Source organism: Sphingobacterium sp., assembly GCF_032065005.1.
Lineage (GTDB): Bacteria > Bacteroidota > Bacteroidia > Sphingobacteriales > Sphingobacteriaceae > Sphingobacterium.
The window spans coordinates 1-20,235 of sequence record NZ_DAMBMM010000003.1; the positions used below are offsets into that span (position 1 = coordinate 1).

General features: G+C 35.9%; 16 protein-coding genes. 9 read left to right on the forward strand and 7 right to left on the reverse strand.

All coding sequences use genetic code 11. The features are described 5' to 3' along the window. Positions 1-791 precede the first annotated feature (791 nt). Entirely contained in the window at positions 792-1,130 is a 339-nt protein-coding gene (locus RT138_RS05200; protein ID WP_313189856.1) for a hypothetical protein, read from the forward strand. Positions 1,131-1,140: 10 nt separating this feature from the next. Then, entirely contained in the window at positions 1,141-1,668 is a 528-nt protein-coding gene (locus RT138_RS05205; RefSeq protein WP_313189857.1) for a DinB family protein, read from the forward strand. Positions 1,669-1,736: 68 nt separating this feature from the next. Here the strand turns inward: RT138_RS05205 and RT138_RS05210 are convergent, their stop codons facing one another. The 5 genes from RT138_RS05210 to RT138_RS05230 form a co-directional block, all read right to left on the reverse strand. After that, the gene (locus RT138_RS05210; protein WP_093096352.1) at positions 1,737-2,138 is read right to left on the reverse strand and encodes a hypothetical protein; all 402 of its coding nucleotides are present in this window, start codon (positions 2,136-2,138) and stop codon (positions 1,737-1,739) included. 60 nt (positions 2,139-2,198) lie between these two features. Continuing rightward, positions 2,199-3,131, reverse strand: coding sequence for a HEAT repeat domain-containing protein (locus RT138_RS05215; protein ID WP_313189858.1), 933 nt, complete (start codon positions 3,129-3,131; stop codon positions 2,199-2,201). An 849-nt stretch (positions 3,132-3,980) separates the two neighbouring features. Continuing rightward, positions 3,981-5,519: a tetratricopeptide repeat protein gene (locus RT138_RS05220; protein ID WP_313189859.1), complete on the reverse strand. Its 1,539-nt coding sequence runs from the start codon at positions 5,517-5,519 to the stop codon at positions 3,981-3,983. 1 nt (position 5,520) lies between these two features. After that, positions 5,521-6,612, reverse strand: coding sequence for a helix-turn-helix domain-containing protein (locus RT138_RS05225; RefSeq protein ID WP_313189860.1), 1,092 nt, complete (start codon positions 6,610-6,612; stop codon positions 5,521-5,523). 3 nt (positions 6,613-6,615) lie between these two features. Continuing rightward, positions 6,616-7,554 (reverse strand): helix-turn-helix domain-containing protein, encoded by a 939-nt coding sequence (locus RT138_RS05230; RefSeq protein WP_313189861.1) that lies wholly within the window; start codon positions 7,552-7,554, stop codon positions 6,616-6,618. 620 nt (positions 7,555-8,174) lie between these two features. Between RT138_RS05230 and RT138_RS05235 the strand changes: the two genes are divergently transcribed. From RT138_RS05235 to RT138_RS05245, 3 genes are all read left to right on the forward strand, one after another. Beyond that, entirely contained in the window at positions 8,175-10,373 is a 2,199-nt protein-coding gene (locus RT138_RS05235) for a bifunctional alpha,alpha-trehalose-phosphate synthase (UDP-forming)/trehalose-phosphatase (RefSeq protein ID WP_313189862.1), read from the forward strand. A 13-nt stretch (positions 10,374-10,386) separates the two neighbouring features. Continuing rightward, a complete protein-coding gene (locus RT138_RS05240) occupies positions 10,387-12,183 on the forward strand; it encodes a glycoside hydrolase family 15 protein (RefSeq protein ID WP_313189863.1) in 1,797 nt (598 codons plus the stop codon). A gap of 75 nt (positions 12,184-12,258) precedes the next feature. After that, entirely contained in the window at positions 12,259-13,032 is a 774-nt protein-coding gene (locus RT138_RS05245) for a DUF4382 domain-containing protein (RefSeq protein WP_313189864.1), read from the forward strand. Positions 13,033-13,085: 53 nt separating this feature from the next. Here RT138_RS05245 and RT138_RS05250 read toward each other — a convergent pair whose 3' ends face one another. After that, positions 13,086-13,853, reverse strand: coding sequence for a DUF3050 domain-containing protein (locus tag RT138_RS05250; protein ID WP_313189865.1), 768 nt, complete (start codon positions 13,851-13,853; stop codon positions 13,086-13,088). A 122-nt stretch (positions 13,854-13,975) separates the two neighbouring features. Here RT138_RS05250 and RT138_RS05255 point away from each other — a divergent pair, with 122 nt between their 5' ends. From RT138_RS05255 to RT138_RS05270, 4 genes are all read left to right on the forward strand, one after another. Further along, on the forward strand, positions 13,976-14,413 hold the full coding sequence (locus RT138_RS05255) for a MarR family winged helix-turn-helix transcriptional regulator (protein WP_313189866.1): 438 nt from the start codon (positions 13,976-13,978) through the stop codon (positions 14,411-14,413). A gap of 65 nt (positions 14,414-14,478) precedes the next feature. Beyond that, the gene (locus tag RT138_RS05260) at positions 14,479-15,549 is read left to right on the forward strand and encodes an HlyD family secretion protein (protein ID WP_313189867.1); all 1,071 of its coding nucleotides are present in this window, start codon (positions 14,479-14,481) and stop codon (positions 15,547-15,549) included. Continuing rightward, positions 15,550-17,085, forward strand: coding sequence for an MFS transporter (locus RT138_RS05265; protein WP_313189868.1), 1,536 nt, complete (start codon positions 15,550-15,552; stop codon positions 17,083-17,085). It begins immediately after the preceding gene. Between the two features lie 252 nt (positions 17,086-17,337). Beyond that, on the forward strand, positions 17,338-18,006 hold the full coding sequence (locus tag RT138_RS05270) for a hypothetical protein (RefSeq protein WP_313189869.1): 669 nt from the start codon (positions 17,338-17,340) through the stop codon (positions 18,004-18,006). A 51-nt stretch (positions 18,007-18,057) separates the two neighbouring features. On the opposite strand, the gene RT138_RS05275 is transcribed toward RT138_RS05270, so the two are convergent. Next, a complete protein-coding gene (locus tag RT138_RS05275; protein ID WP_313189870.1) occupies positions 18,058-20,154 on the reverse strand; it encodes a heavy metal translocating P-type ATPase in 2,097 nt (698 codons plus the stop codon). Between the last annotated feature and the right edge of the window lie 81 nt (positions 20,155-20,235).

Genomic DNA, 20,235 nt, shown 5'->3' on the forward strand with positions numbered 1-20,235 from the left:
GAATACAACATGCCCAAATTTATTTAAAATCAACAAAAAAAGTATTGCTTCACGGTTTGCATTGGCGTACAGGTCCTTTACCTTCGGTAAAGAATGACAGGGACGTAGAGTGGGGAACCGTACAAATTCCTCACTGATCGTTCAGAATAAAAATGCTAAAGAGAGGGATTCAGAGTGGAGCGAAGAATCTATTTTTTATTTTTTTAGGATCCGTGGCATTGTAAGCCAAGCGAACGAACTGTTTTCTCTCTTCAGAAAAAAATTACATTTTTCCTCGCTACTTTCGTCTTTACGAAGGAAGGATCTCGGAATTTTAAAGACATAATCAGTTTCGGATGGCATTGGCGAACAGGTCCTTTACCTTCGGTAAAGAATGACAGGGTCATGAGGGGGCGAACCGTACAGATTCCTCACTGATCGTTCAGAATAAAAATTGGTCTTTTCCCAGATAGTTTTTTTTCGGATAGCGTCCCTAATTTTTCCTTTTACGTTATTAAATTATTTTGAACTGTCCTGAGGAAGGGTTAAGTTTGTAGTGTTATTTATAATCATTCTAAATAATTGTTGATAGGCATGATTTGACTTTACAAAAGTCAACAAAGAATCTCCATAATCTCTTTACTACTATTTCTATTGAGCTCCTGTATCCTTTCCACCGATACGGGGGCCATAGAAATAATGTTGACCTGATTAAATTCCTTTTCCCGGATATAAAAATTTAAGTTTCTATTGTATTCTACGCTTTAATTTTCATAAAATATGTTCTAAATTCAGGGTGTAAAATTACCCTTATGAAAGCTCTCTTCTTTATTGGATTTTGGCTCTGCCAGATCAGTTCAAGTATTATTTTCAAATATGGAGGTATTCAACCAAAATATCAGTGGATGGCATTGGTCGGTGGGAATATCATCTTACTTTCTGCTTCCTGGTTTTTGGTCCAATTATTCAAAACTGTTCCGCAGCCCATAGTAATAGCGCTATGTTCAGGTGGAACCTTTTTAACCGTGCAATTAGCCATGGCGCTATGGTTTAAACAACCTTTGAGCTGGATGCAGATATTGGGGTCGTTGATCATCATTGTGGGCATGGTAATGGTCACCTTTGGAGATAAATCAATCAGTCAAAACTAATTTTATTAAGATGGACGCAGAAGAAAAACAACCAGAAGTTTGGATGCGGGGTCCTATCCCCCAAGTTCCAGCTTTGCTTCAGCCTGTTGCGCATGCAATATTGCAGGTCAATGAAGATATCCAAAAAATTGATTCAGACAGATATGAAAAACAATTATGGATCAAGCCTTATGGCATGGCATCAATTGCATTTCACTTACAGCATATAGCCGGAGTAATAGATCGATTGATGACCTATTCGCGGGGGGAAAGCTTAAATGAAGAGCAATTTGATTACCTCAGTCAGGAGGGTCAACGAAATGACAGCCTATGTTTGGAAGACTTAAAAGGTAATTTGGAAAGGACTGTTGAAGGTTTTATAGAGGCTTTAAAGGCTATCAATCCAGACAGCCTGACCGAAGAGCGGTTCTTGGGTAGAAAAAAGATTCCTACAACTCAAATCGGTCTCCTGTTCCATGCAGCAGAGCATGCTCAAAGACATTATGGGCAATTATTGGTCACACTGAATCTTTTACAGCATTTGGACCATACAGCATAGGCTTAAGCCTTACACATAAAGGAAATCCTAAAGCCAATGATCTTGACTTTAGGATTAACTTTTGCTAATTAAGCAATCTTTTCATCAAAGAAAACGATAAACTGGGTTGGGTTGAATCCAGTTCGATCTTTAATGCTTTTAGCAAATTTTCCATAGGATGAGAAGCCTGATAGCGCAGCTAAATACGTTAATTTAAAATTTCTAGCTTCCTCCACTGTTCTTAAATAATTGTTCAAGAAATCCAGCCTTAAATTATTTACATAATTTGGGAAATCAATTTTCTTGTTTTTATTTACTACGAATGAAAGATATTTAGAATTACATCCTATCTCTTTAGACGCGGTGGTTATAGAACAAGAAGGATTTAAATATGATTCCTGTGCTTCCCATTGAGTAAGTGCTGCCAGAATCTTATTCTCCGTGTCTGGGTTCATATACTCCTTTTTGATAGTTGAAACGTTGTCAATCATAATAGAATAGATAGTGTTAATTAATTTGATAGATATTCGGTTTGTTATTAATATGGTGATTTACCCAATTTGGTAGTTTATTTGTTTCGTAAGTGCTTCTTCAAAGAAGGTGTCCGTAGTTGTTTTTTCCTGAGTTTCTGTATCACGGTGATTTCTGATGATTTTCATGGCGTGAATTAACTCTTCTTTTAAAGCCCTGTCTTGGGATTCGAAGAAAATTTCATTCAGGAACTCCAGTCCAAATTTTGTTTTAAACTCAGTAACGGCCCTGATAATTGCTTTTTTCACCTTTTTGTTACTGGAATGGTAACATGCGATGATATGTGATTCGCTCTGTTTGTGCTTTAAACAGATCAAGGTTTCAATAATGGCCAATCGGATATCGTTACAAGGCTCATTATGAAGCAAACTGGCTAGTATAGCTCCACAACCACGTTGATTAAAAAATGAAATCTCTTTAATCATAAAAATCCTGAATGCGGTATTTGTCGAGTTTCTCACCCATCTGCTCAAGAGCGGCAATCGGCCTGCTTCGGCTTTTACCATTAAAAACTGGTGAACAAGAATTTCATCCAGAGGATTAAATTCATTGATAAAACTTTCGTCCAAGAACTTATAGGGTTCGTGATTTTCAGTTTTTGAAATCTTCTGTGGGCCTTTATTATTTAACCTATTCGGGAGGTTGTGAGCTGAAATATGAAGGATCTGTTGCTGATAATTGCTCTTCAGGTCATCCAGGTTCTTTTTAGCTTTAAAAATTCTATTCAGATTATTGGATACAAGTTCTAATTCCCAGAAATTAATCAGTCCATAGGTGTTCAAAATGATATTATAGTTATTATCATTAAATGCGACCTTTCCAATTTTAGATTTGAGATTGGCTTGGATCAATAATTTGGATAGGAACTTTAAGCCTCTTCTGGATCCTTTTATATTATAGATAGATTCAAAATCATTTAAGACATTCTGTTCCGAGAGATTATTTCTATTCATGAGGATATCATTGATAGAACTCTCCAGTCTCTCTTTAAAAGGTCTAAATGATTGATCATCCTGATTATATTTTGCTTCGAAAAACAGATTTCTCAATTGATTAATAATCAGAACTAAGATTAAGGATACGAAGATTACAATTGTTAACCTTGATAAGGAAGGATAACTCCATAATTTTGCCTGTACATATAACAGATAAAATTGAAGGTAATAACCTAGATACATATTCTTTAATATTTGTTATTAATAGTTAGTTGGCGTATTAATAGCGGAATTAGTCTTTATTTTAAATGTTAGTTAATTCCTCGTTTGTGATTACTCAAAATTACGTCTAGTCCCCAAAAAAGTATGTCCCATAAAATATTTTAATTGTCTAATTGCAATAATAAGACATGTCTTAAAACGTGATAAAGTGCTATTTGTCAATATATTACAAAGCCCTATTTAATTTGATTATATTAATTGTTGATTTTCAGGAAATTGAAAATCTGCACAATATTTCCAGTAAATAATTAGACTTAAATTGAGGTGGACATACGCTCTTTCGGACAATTTATGATCATTATCAGGGAATACTTAGCCATATTCACCCGAATTATCTGTTATAAACAGCTATAATTAGTTGATTTTAGCAAAAATTTAGTCTAAAGAGCTACAATATTTTGGTTGATTTTTAGATTGGAAGAGATATGTAGAAGAAATTAGGTGAAAATGGTAGATGAATAACTGATAAAATCGAGTAATGTCCACCCCTCTATCCGCTATTATTTGATAATATTAACCTATAAATTAAATCAAACATTCATCATATGCTGGTTTCCCAAGCAGCCTGAATAAAATAAGAATGTATTAATTAAGGGCTTTATGTTTTAGTTCCTCAATAAATAAGGATGGTGTAGTATCCATTACTGATTTAAAAGCGAGTGTAAATTTACTATGTGAAGTAAACCCAGCCATATCCGCAAGATATGACAGTTTATAATCCAATAATGCCTTGTTGGACTCCAATTGCTGGACAATATACTGGATTCTCAGATTCAATATATAATCGTTGAAATGTTGATTCTTATATTTTCGGATTACGTAGGATATATACTTTTGATTGCTGTTCAGTTTATTGCTCAACCAGCCTAAAGTAATATTCTTGTTCAAGAAAAAATGGTCATCTTCCAGATCATTAAGCTTCTTGACCAATCTCGTTTCGGTTTCAAGGGATATCTGTACCTCTAAATTAGTATGCAGATCCTTTGTGTGAGTTTTGCTGGGGTTGGAATTTTCTGGCAAAGGAGCTAAATCAGCATAGATATTTTCATTTTTATTTGATTTAGGTTTTACCTTGATCATATAAAAGAGAACAAATACACAAATACTGATGACAATTGACCAAACCAGAATGACATTATTTCTTTTTAGGGATTTTATTTCCTGCAAATTTTCCTTAATCAGGTTATTGCTAATGATCTCCGCACTATTTCTTTTTTGTTCTTCAATTTGGTTGAACTTATCTACGAATTGTATAGCTAGATCATTCCTATCGATATTCCTTTGATATTTTGCTTCTAAAAAATAGTATTCTTTTTTCAGGTAGAGGTTATTAGACCCATCTACATAAGGAATTACGAGGTCTAAATACTTCCTTGCATTCTCCAGCTGACCCAAATGAAAATAGCTGTCTGCCAGGAATTGAAAGGTAAAAGCCTTAATGATATGTTCGAATCCATAAACTTCATCTAAAACCATTTTAAGATATGTTAGGCTTTCCTCATAATTGCCCATCTCCTTGTAACATTGCGCAATTATCAAATAGTTTTTGGATCTGATTAATAAGGATCGAGGGTTGTTAAAATCAATATAACCTTTTTTGTTAACGGCTAAATTCATGCATTCTAAGGCGTCAACATACCTTTTCTGATTCATGTATTGATAGGCTTCTTCTTGAAGCACCCAAATGTCGAGCTGGTTTCTGACCAAGCTATCATTAACAGACCTAATATTTGTTTTAGCTCTTTGGATATATCGGCTTACTTCTTCCTGTATACCGATATCTCTATATATTGATGCAAGAACCAAAGCACTGCTGGCTTCAAAATCCGAAAGACCTATAAGGTCAGAAAGTCGATCTGCTTGTTTGCCATAATTTATTGCTATAGAATAGGTTCCAACACTTTGATGAACCAAAGCTAAAAGAGATTTTGATCTGATTTTTGTGGTTTCAAATTTTGAAGTTTGTTCCAATGAATCTGCTACGCGAAGGGCTTCTTCATAATTATTGGCTAGATATTCAGAATGAACTGCAGCGTACCTTTTCTCAAACTCCGTTTTTTGGGAAAAAACCTGAAAAGGAAGAATCAACAACAATAGATAGAAAAAAATCTTACTGCAGCCCATATTAAATCAAATTTGGAAGAACCATTTCTCTATATTCAATAGGCGTACATTTCTTTTCTAGGTTAAAATTCCTATAGAATGATGCCCTTGAGCTAAACCCGCAGCGTAATGCCAGTTCATCAATGTTCATGTCAAAATCTTCTTTGCTCAACTCTTTACATACCTCCTCGACACGGAGGGCATTAATAGTTTTCAAAGCATTTTGATTAAAATAATCTTTAAAAAATTGGGAAATCAAAGGTCGAGAGATTTTCAAGTCTCTGGCCATAACATCAATATTGAATTCTGGATTTAAATATCTTTTCTCTTCTAGGTATTGTAGGATCTTCTCTTTATATGGTGATTCTTTTATATTTTGATTGACCTTTAGTGCATACTCCGTTGCTTCATTTTTCTTGAAATTGTGATTTGGCAATGGAAATCCATGGGGCCGAACCTGAGAAACCAAGGTTCGGAATAAATAATTGTAAATCATACTAACCCCTATCATCATGATCAAATACACGGTAACTCCTGAAACGGGTTTGCCCACATCAAATTTATCAATGAAGGTAGACATAATGGTGGGGATAATAAATGCCGCTAATACCAAAAGAAGTATGATAAAGTAATAATATAGCCTTTTGGTGTCAAGTTGTAGGAAATCAGATATATTACCCTTCAACAAAACAGAAATTGGATATAAGATCCAGGATAATCCGAACATGCTGTATAGAACAACATAATACAATTTACCGTATTGGAATCTAAGAAATTCACTGGATAAAAAAATGATAAAAATGACGGACATTATCAAAAAAGGCAATCCATGGACGAGGATAGTTTTTCCGGTTACCCTTTTATATTTAAACGCCAGATATCCAAAATATAGGAAAGGTCCATAGAGCAGGCCAAATGGTGCTCCTAAATCCACATATTTATAACCTGGAATGATATCACGGAAAAGGGCGGCAAAAGTAGTATGGATCAATAGGGTAATGATCAGCAAAGACAGGATTTTCTCAAACAGACCTTTTTGGGGAAGGTTGCTGTATATCTGATAGCTGAGGAGGCATATGACGATAATTGCTGAGTAGATGAAAAATATCAACATATGCTATTTAATTAGTTTATTCCTATAATTAGATGGAGACTCTCCAACATATAACTTGAAATATTTATTGAAAGTAGTTCTGGAATCGAAACCACTTAAATTCGCTAGGAACTCAAGTTTCAAATTTCCAGAATCTGCATGGATTAAGTTTACAGCGTGTTTGACTCGATAAGAAGCCAACCAGTCTTCAAAATTGGAATCCAGGATCATCTCTAAATAATATTCAATCTTTTCCTTATCAATAGAAGTTTGTTTACTTAATCGGTCCAAGGATAAATGGGCATCAAGATATAAGTGTTCCAATTCCATGCTCTGGGCAATCTTGTTTTTGATCAGATGTAATTCTTGGTCCTTAATATTAAAATCATATACAGATGCTAGTGATAATGCTTGTTGGTTTTCTTGACTACTGCTCAGAAATCTATTGCTGACAAGAAACCAAGTCAATACGGCAACATTTACCAAGAGGATGGCAACAATAACTAATTGCGCATGTCGGTTGGAGAAGTTGTTTGATAGATGGTTTATATAAATAATATTGATAAAGAAAAATATGGCAAAGCCTAGTAAGGCTAATATCTCAAGTAGGATCAGATTTCTTTCATTTAAAAACAGACTTTCTTTTTTCTTGGAAAAGATAACGATGGATGGATATGTAAACATCGAAATCAAAGTCGAAATGAAATAAGCATGTTCATAAACGGAAGGAATGGAAGGTTTTACCGTAAAGAACAGGGCCGCAACAATGGTAAATGGAATAAAGTGAGGCAGTGCTCTGCTAAATGTTATGGTTACATCAAGTTGATCTAAATAGGCTAAATATAGAAGAGGCCCAAATATTAAGGATATCGGAAATTCAATACTTTCCATCATCATTAGGATTTGGATTATTAAACCAATACAGAACATGGTTAATAAAATCTCAAATAGGTTCTTCTTCATATACTATTTACTAAATAATACCAGATTATTCAGCTGTAAGAAATTAAATGGTAGACCTAGCCTCTACCTCTTAGATAACACTGTTAATAATTGAACAATTCACACAGCAACAGATTCAATATCAGGTACGGTTGCTTCTATTTCAGCAAATATATCTAAATATTCATACATCTATAAAATGAACCCAGAGGGCCTTTTTTTAAAGAAATAGTCTATTTTCTGTACTTAGAATTTAGTTAATGTTTTTGAGTGATTTAAATAGTTAGAAATAGTTAAAATATATAAATTGGATTCGCTTAAAAACGGCCATTATTTATGTAAAGGAAAAATAAAATAATTATCAGCGTTTAAACATATATGTGTTATCTGCTATCAATCTTATGCATTGGTTAACTTAAGTAGCAAATGACCATTAAATAAATCACAGGCCCTAAGACTTAATTTTTTTATCTATTTCAAAGATATTCAATACAATATATAATAATTTGTTGAGATTTATGAAATAATTGTTACTAAATTTTAAAGTCAAATTAAATTGGACGACATCATTTAGAGCGTATTTATCAGTGTTTAAACATTAATACAAACTATTTAGCGTTTAGATTGTATTACAAATACATATGTTACAAAATCTAGATATACCCGATTCGGGCACTCTCATCATATCGAATCGCCTGCCAGTAAAAATTGAACGAAAAAAATCAAAACTCAAGTTCACTCCCAGCGAAGGAGGATTAGCCACTGGCCTTGGATCCTTTTATAAGGAAAATGGATCCTGGTGGATTGGCTGGCCTGGAATTATCCCTAAAAATGAAAAAGAAGAAGAGTTAATCCGGCAGGAACTCAAAAAACTGAACCTCATTCCCATATTCCTCACAGAAAAAGAGATCAAAGGTTACTATGAAGGTTTTTCAAATGCCATTCTTTGGCCGCTGTGCCATTATCGACCGAGCTATGTGGAGTTGAAGCAGGAATTTTGGCAAAGTTATGTGGAAGTAAACAAAAAATTTGCTGAAGCAGCATTGCCTTTTATAGAACAAAATACACGTGTCTGGGTACATGATTATCAGTTAATGTTAGTACCTAATTATATTAGGGAACTTAAGGAAACCTGCAGCATCGGATATTTTCACCATATCCCCTTTCCTCCTATCGAATTATTTAAGATGTTGCCATGGCGGGATGAACTATTGGAAGGTCTTTTGGGTGCTGACCTGATCGGTTTTCATACCTATGAAAACGTGGATAATTTCTTGGACTCCTGTTCTGGTGTATTAAACCTACAAAACAATATCAATTCCCTAAAAATAAACGGAAGAAAGGTATTGGTCGATGTATTTCCTATGGGAATTGACTATGAAAAATATAAAAGCCAGGCCTTAGATACAGAAACAAAGGAATATAGCAAGCATATCAAAGAGCTTTACCACAATCAAAAACTAATACTTTCTGTAGATCGACTGGATTACAGTAAAGGAATCTTACAGCGATTGACAGCCTTCGAAATACTATTAAATGCCCATCCGGAGTTACATGGCCAAATTTTATTATATATGCTCATAGTTCCTTCTCGGGACCAAGTCAATCAATATAAAAAATTAAGGAATGAAATCGACAGGAAGGTTGGGAACATCAATGCCGTTTATGGGAAGCCAGGCTGGCAACCAATAGCCTATTTCTATAATTCGTTGCCATTCCATGCGCTTTCAGCATTATATGTAGCGGCAGATGTATGTTGGGTAACCTCTCTGTACGATGGCATGAACCTGGTTGCGAAAGAATATATCGCAAGTAAACAGGAAACAAAAGGGGTTTTGGTGATCAGTGAATTCGCTGGTGCCTCCAAAGAGCTATCGGATGCATTAGTCATCAATCCATATGCCGTGCATCGGACCAGCAGAACGCTTTATGATGCCATTATTATGCAAGATGAAGAAAAAGATGAAAGGATGCATGCTAGCCAAGCCATTGTTTCAAAATTTACCGTTCATCACTGGGTCAACCTCTTTATGCAGCGTTTAGAAGAAATCAAGAATGAGCAAAGGCATGAATTAGCCCGGAAGGTTCGTGAAAAGGTTGAGAATGATATTAAATCGGGTTACAATGCAAGTAAAAAACGATTAATCCTTCTTGATTACGATGGGACTTTAGTTGGATTTAACAAGAATGCAGATAAAGCGGTTCCCACTCCGGATGTTTATGCAGTATTGGACAAATTAAGCAAGGACCCACGGAACTTGGTCACCATAATTTCAGGGCGGAAATATAGCAATTTAGAAAGTTGGTTTGGAAGCCGACCCTATTACCTAATAGCAGAACATGGAATCTGGAGTAATTATCCCAATCATGAATGGCATTTAGTTCCTGGACTGAGCAATAGTTGGAAAACAGAAGTCAATCAAATATTGCAAAGGTTTACGGACAGGACGCCAGGATCATCAATTGAAGAGAAATCACACTCCTTGGCTTGGCATTACAGGAAAGTAGAACGAGCCTTTGGACTTAGGCAGGCCCAGGAGCTATTACAGGAATTAAGGCATTTGAACCAAGTTTTGGACCTTCAGCTAATCAACGGGGATCGTGTCATTGAAATCAAGAATAAACTTGTGAACAAGGGTAAAGCAGCCATAAACCTTGCAAATGAAATTGATCCAGACTTTATTCTATGTATCGGTGATGATGCAACTGATGAGGATATGTTTATTGCCTTACCTGAGCATAGTGTAACAATAAAAGTGGGTGACAAACAATCTCACGCGAAGTATTACGTTGAAAATAATAAAGAAGTCTTACAGTTATTGGCTTCTTTAGAAAAATAAAAAGATAAAATATATGAATAAAAGACACCTTTATAATAGTGGTATTATTGGGAACTGTAATTTTATTGCCCATGTGCACAAAAGCACAAACATCAACTGGCTATGTTGGCCAACATTTGAAGATAGTTTCATTTTTGGATGTTTACTGGATACCGAAAAAGGTGGAGAATTTAACATTAAGCTTGACGACAGTCATATTACCTCCAATCAATATTATTTAGAGAATACCAATATTTTAGTTACTGAAGTCAATGGTGAACATTCGGGTTTCCGTGTTATTGACTTCGCCCCAAGATTTGTTCAATATGATCGATATTACAAACCATTGATGTTGATCCGAATAGTTGAGCCTCTATATGGAAATCCAGCAGTAAGAGTAAACTGTAATCCGAAAGCGAATTATGGGAAAGATGATTTTCAGAAATCCAGGGGAAGTAATCACATTCTTTTTCAGCATGCTGAGGAGCATATGAGGTTGACGACCAACATTCCCATCAGTCATTTTTTCGATCAGGAACAAAGCAATATTATCCTTTCCGAAAAGAAATACATGATCCTTTCTTATGGAAATAGTTTTGAAGCACCATTGATACAAACAGCGGAAGAGTTTTTGATCAAGACCAAAATATATTGGAGGCGCTGGACTAAAAAAGCAAACATTCCGAACTTCTATCAGGACCATATCATTCGATCGGCTTTAGTTTTAAAGTTGCACCAATACGAAGATACCGGAGCCATCATTGCCTCGAGTACGACAAGCTTACCGGAGTCACCAGGATCGGGAAGAAATTGGGATTACCGTTATTGCTGGGTCAGGGATAGTTATTACGTATTAACAGCCCTGAGCCATATCGGAAAATTTGATGAACTCGAAGAGTTTGCCAACTATATTACCAATATTACCCAATCGGATTCAGGGAGATTGCAACCCCTTTATGGGATTTTAGGACGTAAAGTTTTGACAGAAACGACGCTAGACTATTTGGAAGGCTATAGAGGCAATAAACCTGTTAGGGTTGGGAACCAAGCTTATGAACATATACAAAATGATGTTTATGGGCAAGCCATGATCGCTATGTTACCCCTCTATACGGATTATCGCTTTCCTCAAGATGAAAGAAAAGATGCAAAAAGTTGGTTGAAATACATCTTGGAGAAGATACAGATGACGATAGATGAAAAGGATGCCGGTATTTGGGAATTCAGGAACATTGCGAACCACCATGCCTATTCCAATCTATTTCAATGGGCTGGTGCCTCAGCTGCATTAAAAATAGCGAAGCAGAACAATTACAAAGATATTGAGGATCAGGCCAAGATTTTAATGGATAAAGCTGCAGAGTATATTGAAAAATGCTATGATCCAGAAATGCAGGTCTACAGGAATTCAGATGAAGGTTCAAATTTGGATGCGAGTACTTTACAGTTGATTCTAATGAATTACCTGGATCCAAGTTCAGACCGTGCTAAAAAACATTTGGAAGCTGTGGAGAAAGAATTAAAGGGTAAGAACGGACTGTTTTATAGGTACCTGCACCAAGATGATTTTGGGAAACCAAAAACAACCTTTTTAGTGTGTGCATTTTGGTATGTGGAAGCATTGGCATGTGTTGGCCGATTGGAAGAAGCTCAGGAGACCTTTGAGGAACTCCTCTCCTATGGAAATTCATTAAAGTTATTCTCTGAGGATGTGAATGAGGAAGATGGTAGTCAATGGGGTAATTTTCCACAAGCCTATAGTCATGTAGGATTAATGAATGCGGCATATCGAATCGCGGTAAAACTGGATAAACCAATATTTTTGACATAATTAATTAACATTAAATTCATAAGTAGCTGAAATGGTATAAGTTTTGCTAAAAATAGACAAATAACGAAAACTACTATGAAAGCATTACTTGGATTATCGGTAGCTATGGTTGCCCTAGGTTTATCGAGTTGCAGTACTGACGACTCGAAAACAACAGATGGTACAACTCCAGTAACCATTAAAATTACAGATGCACCTGCGTACTATGATCAGATTATCTTAGATATCGATCATATTGAAGTTATTACAGAAGGTGGTCGTCAGGTTATTGATGTTGATATTGAACCTTTTGATATCTTAAATTACCGTGAAGGAGATTACTTGATCCTTGCAGAACATGATGTTCCTTCAGGGCGTCTTCAGGAAGTAAGATTAGTTTTGGACGATGATAATTATATCGTGGTTGATGGTGTAAGGGAGAAATTGACTACCCCAAGTGGTCAAACGTCAGGTGTAAAAATCAAAGTTCAAGATGATTTAATCCCTCATGTAGCCTATACCCTAGCCTTGGATTTTGATGCATCAAAATCTATACATCAGACAGGAAATGGTAAATACATGATGAAACCTGTGATCCGCGCCATTCCGGTTGCCGTATCAGGAGCTTTAACTGGTGAGATCTCGCCTATTTCTGCGATGCCTCATGTCTTTGCCATTCAAGGGACTGATACTTTGGGTACGTTGGCCGGCCCAACAGGTAAATTCTATTTCCCAGGGGTTATGCAAGGAACTTACAAGCTTGTAATTGAACCAACAAATGAAAATTTTAAAGATAAAACCATCAATGATGTTGTGGTAACTACAGGTGAAACAAAAAATTTGGGAGTCATTCAATTAGAAGAAAAGTAATTGAAATAGCTCTATTAAAAAGGGATAACGTTTATGTTATCCCTTTTTTGGTTTTATAAGGAATCCGCAATGGCATCCCAAAGACCAATTCTATATTGCAAAGCTAATTTGGCAACTTCAGCCATCTCTTTCCATTTCACTTCGTTGTTATCTGCCAATTCATGGATCATCTTCATGGCTAATGGTCCATGTTCATCCCCATCCAATTCGATATGTCGCTGAAAATAATATTCAATCTTCTTTAAATCCGATTCGGGGAACTGTTCCTTTAAAGAAGTTAGAATTGATGTGAACATATCTGGAATCAAATCCTCTCTACCGAATGTGAATGCGGATGCAATCTTATGGGTCTCTCCTGCTTCAATGGTATCAAAGGAAAAATTTAGGAAATCTTTAATTCTGTTGTCCACTGTACTATTATCCAAAGCATCTTTAATCTTTATTCCCGCTTGAAGGTTTTGGATCAGGTCCAATATAGAATTCACATCCGCCCCTATCCCTTTCATGGCATCGATATACATTTCAAAATGGCTTAATCGTTGACCATCAATATATTCATCTGATTCTTCAGCAAGAACAATTTCATTGATTAAATATCTGGTTACAGGTGACGGGCTTGCAAACCATGGAATCGTGGTACAGGTTAATTTGATCTGCAATGCTTTCAACAGAGACATGAAGTCCCACACTGCATAGACATGACCTTCGGTAAATTTCTGTAAATCGGTAACCTTTTGAATTTTATGATATAATTCGTGGTTTAGTAGATGATTTCTTTCAGCTTGAATATACTCGTTTATTGCTTGAACATTATTTTTCATGGCCCAAAGGTAGGATTAGTCCCTATTTTTTAGTGCCATAAAGGAATAAATTGCAAAAAGCTTACAATAATTAGTTTGATGTTTAACTATCTTATATTTAACTTTGTGCAAAATATTAGAAAATGGCAAAGGATCATAAAGTAGTTCAAGGTTTAATTAGAGATATAATTTCTTTACGTGTTGCAATAAAGCAGTTCTACTTTCAGAAAGTGAAGGAGTTGGAATTGGATGTCACTTATGAAATGGTCCAAGTTTTAGCGGTTCTTTGGCGCGAGAAAGAGCTTAATCAACAAGATATAGCAGAGGAGGTACAAAAGAGTAAGGCAAGCGTGACACCATTAATTGACAACCTTTGCAAAAGGGATCTTGTTCAAAGGGTGCCAGATGCCAACGATAGGAGAAATAATAAAATAATCCTAACGGAGAAAGGTTGGGAATACCAATCGCATTTGGAACCAGTTCAAAAAGAGCTCTATGAAAAAATCATCAAGAACTCACAAATCAAAGAAATCTCTGAAATCAGTAATCAGTTAAGATTGATAAAAAGCGCTATTGAATAGTGTTTTTTTGAAACAATAGTTCAATATCAAACTAATTTAAAGATAAAAATTACAGGAAATAATACATGAACACAGATTCAAAAAGAGTAATCAGTCAAAAAGAAAGAAATAGAAGAATCAAGATCTATAGCATCAATATCCTTTCTGTACTCATTATTTTGGCTGCTATTGGCTGGGGATTACTAAGCTATTTACAATTAAATAACAGTGTTTATACAGAAGATGCGCAAATCGATGGACATATCAATCCCCTGAGCACAAAAGTAACTGGCTATATTAAGGAAATCCGGTTTCAGGAACATCAGACCGTGCATAAAGGAGATACCTTAGTAGTCCTGGAAAACGATGAGTATAAAATTCAGGTGGAAAATGCCTTGGCAGCATTAGCCGATGCAAAAGCAGGCAATTCCGTTGTAAGAACCGAGGTCGAAATAGCAAGAAATAGCCAAAACATTGCAGATGCGAACATAGAGGAACTCAAGACCCGCTTAGAAAATGCTGATGTCAATTATAAACGGTTCAAGGATCTCATGGATAAGGATGCCATAGCAGTGTATCAATTTGAACAGGTAAAAACCGAATATGAATCCCTAAAAGCAAAATACAAAGCATTGACTGCGCAAAAGGTAGGCTCCCATTTAACTACGCAGGAAACCAGCAGGAAAACAGGTATCAATGAGGCTGCGATCTTAAGGGCCAAGGCTTCGCTGGATCTGGCCAAGCTTAATTTATCCTATACCGTGATAGTAGCTCCATATGATGGAATCTTGGGCAGGGTAAGTTTAGAAGAAGGCCAATTGGTACAATCAGGACAGCAACTATTCAATATCGTAAGGGATCAACAGAAATGGGTTACAGCAAATTATACCGAAAATCAAATGAAACAAATTGCCCTTGGCAAGAAAGTAAAGTTGTCGGTGGATGCAATTCCCCATGTTGTATTTGTGGGTGAAATAAAAGCCATTTCCGAAGCTACGGGTTCAAAATATTCCAGTATCCCAGTGGACAACAGTATTGGTAATTTTGTAAAAGTTCAACAACGGATACCAGTCAGGATAGAATTTTCTAAGGACAACAATGTTGAAGATTTAAAGAAATTGATGGTTGGGCTTAATGTGGTGGTTAATTCGATATAGATGAGCAATAGTTTATTTAGGGATTGGGTCCCTCAAAAGTATAAACTAAGCATACTGCTATTAATAGCGGTTTCTTTATCCTTTTGCAGCGGGATTCCAAACAGCATCTATATCTATATCATTTCTGATCAAGCTGCAAGTTCAGCTGATCTATCCATGGCTATGTACGCCTATTGTGCTGGCATGGTCTGTTCAATTTCCTTGATCTTTAGGTTGACTATCTATATGCCGAAGAAAAGGTTAATTATTTTCTGTTTGCTCTTATTAATGGTCATTAATATATGCTTGGCAATAAATCAAGCGCCATTGATCAATGTGATGTTGATGTTTGTGTATGGCTGTGTGAAAATAATATTAACCATGGCTTTGATATCAGAGCTGATGCCCTTCTTGATGCCCACTGGGGAAAGGTATCAAATGTATGCCATCTATTATCCGATGAACCTGATCTTTCCCATATTAGGAGGTTTGATTGCGGCCTATCTTGCCAAGCAACATTGGGAACTTGGCTATTATTTCCAGGCCTTGATGCTTCTCATGTCCTTTCTGGTCGTTATAATCTGCTTTAAAACACAACATATCAAGAAGGTGCCATTGTTTCAATACGATTGGTTAGGAACCATCTTATTAGCATCCAGTTTGCTCTGTTTTTCATTTGTTGCAAGTTATGGTTTACAAAACAATTGGTTAACCAGCAAGAGTATCATATTGGCGATTGTGTTGAGCATTGTGTTTTTCATCTTATTCTTTAATCGGAATTTCAAGAAAAAGAGAAAGATTATCAGCTTTTCAGTTATTAGGAACAAAGCCACATTCTTAACTCTATTTACCGTGTTTATTTTGGGGATATTTTATTCCAATACAAGTTTACTGAGCAATCTAATGAATGTACTTTTACCTTCAAATCCTACTAAACAAGCTGAAATCAATGCCTATGTCATAGTTGGATATTTCTTGGGGAGTATATTTGTGTATTTATATTTCAAGCAGACCAAAAAATGTAAAGCTATCTTTTTAATTTCTGCCTTTTTCTATTTAATATCCAATATCTTATTGTACAATCTGATCAATATCAATACCCCTTTACATTATTTAATTCTACCAATCATATTGAGAGGAATGGCTGTAATAATCTCATTTATTTCGACAGCTGTTTATTTAGCAGGAAATGTGAATGGAAAAGCCTTTTTACAGAGCATTGTTATGTTCCTTTTGATCAGGACATTTTTTGTAACTGTTTTCTGGTCCAGTGTAATCAGTAATTGGTTTAATAAACTACAGTTTATCCATCAAACAAGATTGGCGGAGGTTATTGAATCTGGAGTAAAAGTAGATCGAACGGTATTAGTAAACTTCCAAAAACAAGCAAACCTATTGGGTCTACATGACCTATATCTTTATCTATGTATCATTAACATACTGGTTATTATTATTATAGCAGTAATCCCCTATCACTCATCCACAGTGAGACATATTTTTAACTGGGGAACAAAGAAAAATGCGAAAGAATTGATTCAGGCTACCCCGATGTCTTAATTTTATTTTCAGTTAAACTTTAGATCGCTAGGGCAGTCCATACTGAAACAAGGTTATTTATTGAATAATAATATAAGTCGTATACCAAATTAATTCTATCGTATTATGAAAAATTCCATATTCATCAGCATCCTTTTTCTAATGTTTTCTTTAACTTCTATGGGTCAGGAAATTGAAAACCATCAATTGCCTGATTCCTCTGTATTCCATCGGAACAACGTGATCTTTGATCGCATCGTTCAGCAGAAATTAATGGATTTTCCATATTCCAGGGTATACTCTAGCAGTAATTATGGCATTCTGGGTTTAATGATGGTTTTATCTCATGATGGGTTTTTTGGATTTTCAGACAGCAAATACCTTAAAATATACAATCGCTATGATAATCTAATGGGCTTGAGAGATCTCGATGGGAATGAGGCTGAAATTGAAATTGAAAGTGATGGCACGTCTTTTTTACGTGATTTTAATGGAAATACCATGTCAAGTTTCAAAGAGGCTAATAAGCAAATGGTGATTCGTGATGAAGCTGGTGAGGTATATCATCTGACCTTTGATCGCATATCCAATTTAAAAGAAATATATTCGGAATCAGGATACCAATTAACGATAAATAAAATAAAATCGGGTTTCGAGGTAAAGGATAACCAAAATAATGTGGCTGAAATAAAAAGGCAAAAGTTTTTTGTTTGGGAAGCTACCTACTCTAATGGAAAAGTCTTATCGACAAAAAGAGGGATCTGGAATACCCATAATTTTATTTTAGAAGATGGCAAATCCATATTAAACATTGATTTTGATCGTGATACAGATAACATTAAAATAAGGAACAATGAGGGTTTGTATTTAGTCATTAACAACTCCTATAACCCAACCCTCGGACAGGTTCATCATCATCACGATCATTCAAGTGATAAATAAGGATATAAAATTAACATAGAAAGGGAACAAAGTCAGGAGCTTGTTCCCTTTCTAATATTTTTTGTTAAAATCTTTGCTAAAATCTGTCCTTTGGATCCGTAAGGCATTTAAAATGGCCAATAATGCCACACCTACATCGGCGAAAACAGCTTCCCACATGGTTGCTACACCTCCAGCTCCCAAAATCAGAACAATAGCTTTAACAGCAAATGCCAAACCTATATTTTGCCATACAATTTTCTTCGTTTTTCTTCCGATTTTAATGGACATAGGGATCTTAATAGGTCTATCATCCTGGATAACCACATCTGCAGTCTCGATGGTGGCATCCGAGCCTAAACCTCCCATGGCGATTCCGACATCACTTAATGCCACAACAGGGGCATCATTTACCCCATCGCCTACAAAGGCAACAATTCGATCTCTTGCCTTTACTTCTTTCAGTTTTTCAACCTTATCTTCCGGCAAGAGGTCTCCATAAGCAGAATCAATCTTTAAGTTCTTTGCAACCTCATTAACAACAGTGGATTTATCACCACTTAACATGGTCACTTTGATCCCTTCGCTATGTAGTGCGTTTATGGTGTCCTGTGCCCCATCCTTTATTTTATCAGCTATGCTTATATAGCCAATATACTTACGTTCTACTGCAACAGCAATAGTGGTATATACAATTTCTTTATCTGGATTTGGATAGGAAACCTGATGCTGGTCAAGCAACTTAAAATTACCTACTAAAACTTCTTTGCCATCAATTTTTGCTTTAAGTCCATGGCCAGCAATTTCTTCAACATTATCGAGGTTGAGATGACCTTTCACCTCTCCTACATATTCATGGATTGCCGTTGCTACAGGATGCGTACTTTTGCTCTCGATTTCATTGACATACTCCAATATCTGCTCCTGATTGACGGATGGGTCAAACTTGACTTCATTGACCTTGAAAACACCTTCGGTCATGGTTCCTGTTTTATCCATAACAACATGCTTCATGGCCGCCAAGGTATCCAGGAAGTTTCCTCCTTTGACTAATATCCCATGTCTGCTAGCGGCCCCAATTCCACCAAAATAGCCCAGTGGAATCGAAATAACCAAAGCACATGGGCATGAAACTACCAAGAAGATCAATGCCCTGTATAGCCAATCATGAAAGACATAATCTGCCACAAAGAAATATGGGATCAATGCTATTCCAATGGCCAGGAACACCACTATAGGGGTATATATTTTGGCAAATTTTGAAATAAACAATTCAGTAGGTGCTTTTTGGGTACTGGCATGCTGAACCATCTCCAGGATCTTGCTCAGTTTACTGTCCTCATATATTGCTGTAATTTCTACTTCAGAAACGGTTTGAAGGTTTATCATTCCAGCAAAAACAGAATCGCCTTTGGATTTAGAGTCAGGTTTGCTTTCTCCTGTCAATGCTGCGGTATTAAAAGTGCCGGATGCTGTAATTAACTTACCATCTAAGGCTAATTTTTCACCGGGTTTTAATTGGACAATATCTCCCACTTTCACCAACTCAGCTTTGACCAGTTCTGTTTTCCCATTCCTTAGCAGGGTCGCTTCATCGGGTCTTTGATCCAATAAAGATTTAATATTGGCTTTTGCCCTGGAAACCGCCATGGTTTGGAAAGCTTCACCAACCGAATAAAAAAGCATTACAGCCACCCCTTCCGGATATTCACCAATGGCAAAAGCTCCAATTGTTGCAATCCCCATCAAGAAGAATTCAGAGAAAAAATTGCCCTTCGAAATACTTTTAAAAGCGTCTTTTAAGACAGGAAGTCCAACAGGTAAATAAGCCACTAAATACCAGGCCAAACGCAGCCAGCCTTGAAACCAAGGGAAATGGAAAACATAATCGAATAGTATTCCGGAAATCAAAAAGGCAAAACTGATTATCGCAGGTCTGAAAAGTTCAAAGGTACTGGCATTAGTGTCATGAGCATGATCATGCTCATGATCGTGGCCATCATCTTCAGCATGTTGATGATCCAACTTATGACTTTTTTTTCCTTGATGGCTCCTTTGGTTTTGGGCCTGTTTAAGTAAGTCATCAGCATTGGCATTTTTATAAACTTTCACCGTTTGACTACAGATTTCGCAAATGCCATCTTTATCAAAAATATGTTTGTGATCCATAAAATATTATCCTCTCCTAAATTTAACCTATTTAAATCTAAAAGCTTAGTTTATCAACCATATTAACCAAGAATTTGTTTT

Bases quoted from the DNA above. Each gene is read 5' to 3' on its own strand.
- RT138_RS05275 (WP_313189870.1), bottom strand. From the start codon at position 20,154: ATGGATCACAAACATATTTTTGATAAAGATGGCATTTGCGAAATCTGT.
- RT138_RS05205 (WP_313189857.1), top strand. From the start codon at position 1,141: ATGGACGCAGAAGAAAAACAACCAGAAGTTTGGATGCGGGGTCCTATC.
- RT138_RS05235 (WP_313189862.1), top strand. From the start codon at position 8,175: ATGTTACAAAATCTAGATATACCCGATTCGGGCACTCTCATCATATCG.
- RT138_RS05215 (WP_313189858.1), bottom strand. From the start codon at position 3,131: ATGAATAGAAATAATCTCTCGGAACAGAATGTCTTAAATGATTTTGAA.
- RT138_RS05210 (WP_093096352.1), bottom strand. From the start codon at position 2,138: ATGATTGACAACGTTTCAACTATCAAAAAGGAGTATATGAACCCAGAC.
- RT138_RS05230 (WP_313189861.1), bottom strand. From the start codon at position 7,554: ATGAAGAAGAACCTATTTGAGATTTTATTAACCATGTTCTGTATTGGT.
- RT138_RS05220 (WP_313189859.1), bottom strand. From the start codon at position 5,519: ATGGGCTGCAGTAAGATTTTTTTCTATCTATTGTTGTTGATTCTTCCT.
- RT138_RS05250 (WP_313189865.1), bottom strand. From the start codon at position 13,853: ATGAAAAATAATGTTCAAGCAATAAACGAGTATATTCAAGCTGAAAGA.
- RT138_RS05260 (WP_313189867.1), top strand. From the start codon at position 14,479: ATGAACACAGATTCAAAAAGAGTAATCAGTCAAAAAGAAAGAAATAGA.
- RT138_RS05245 (WP_313189864.1), top strand. From the start codon at position 12,259: ATGAAAGCATTACTTGGATTATCGGTAGCTATGGTTGCCCTAGGTTTA.
- RT138_RS05240 (WP_313189863.1), top strand. From the start codon at position 10,387: ATGAATAAAAGACACCTTTATAATAGTGGTATTATTGGGAACTGTAAT.
- RT138_RS05255 (WP_313189866.1), top strand. From the start codon at position 13,976: ATGGCAAAGGATCATAAAGTAGTTCAAGGTTTAATTAGAGATATAATT.
- RT138_RS05200 (WP_313189856.1), top strand. From the start codon at position 792: ATGAAAGCTCTCTTCTTTATTGGATTTTGGCTCTGCCAGATCAGTTCA.
- RT138_RS05225 (WP_313189860.1), bottom strand. From the start codon at position 6,612: ATGTTGATATTTTTCATCTACTCAGCAATTATCGTCATATGCCTCCTC.
- RT138_RS05265 (WP_313189868.1), top strand. From the start codon at position 15,550: ATGAGCAATAGTTTATTTAGGGATTGGGTCCCTCAAAAGTATAAACTA.
- RT138_RS05270 (WP_313189869.1), top strand. From the start codon at position 17,338: ATGGATTTTCCATATTCCAGGGTATACTCTAGCAGTAATTATGGCATT.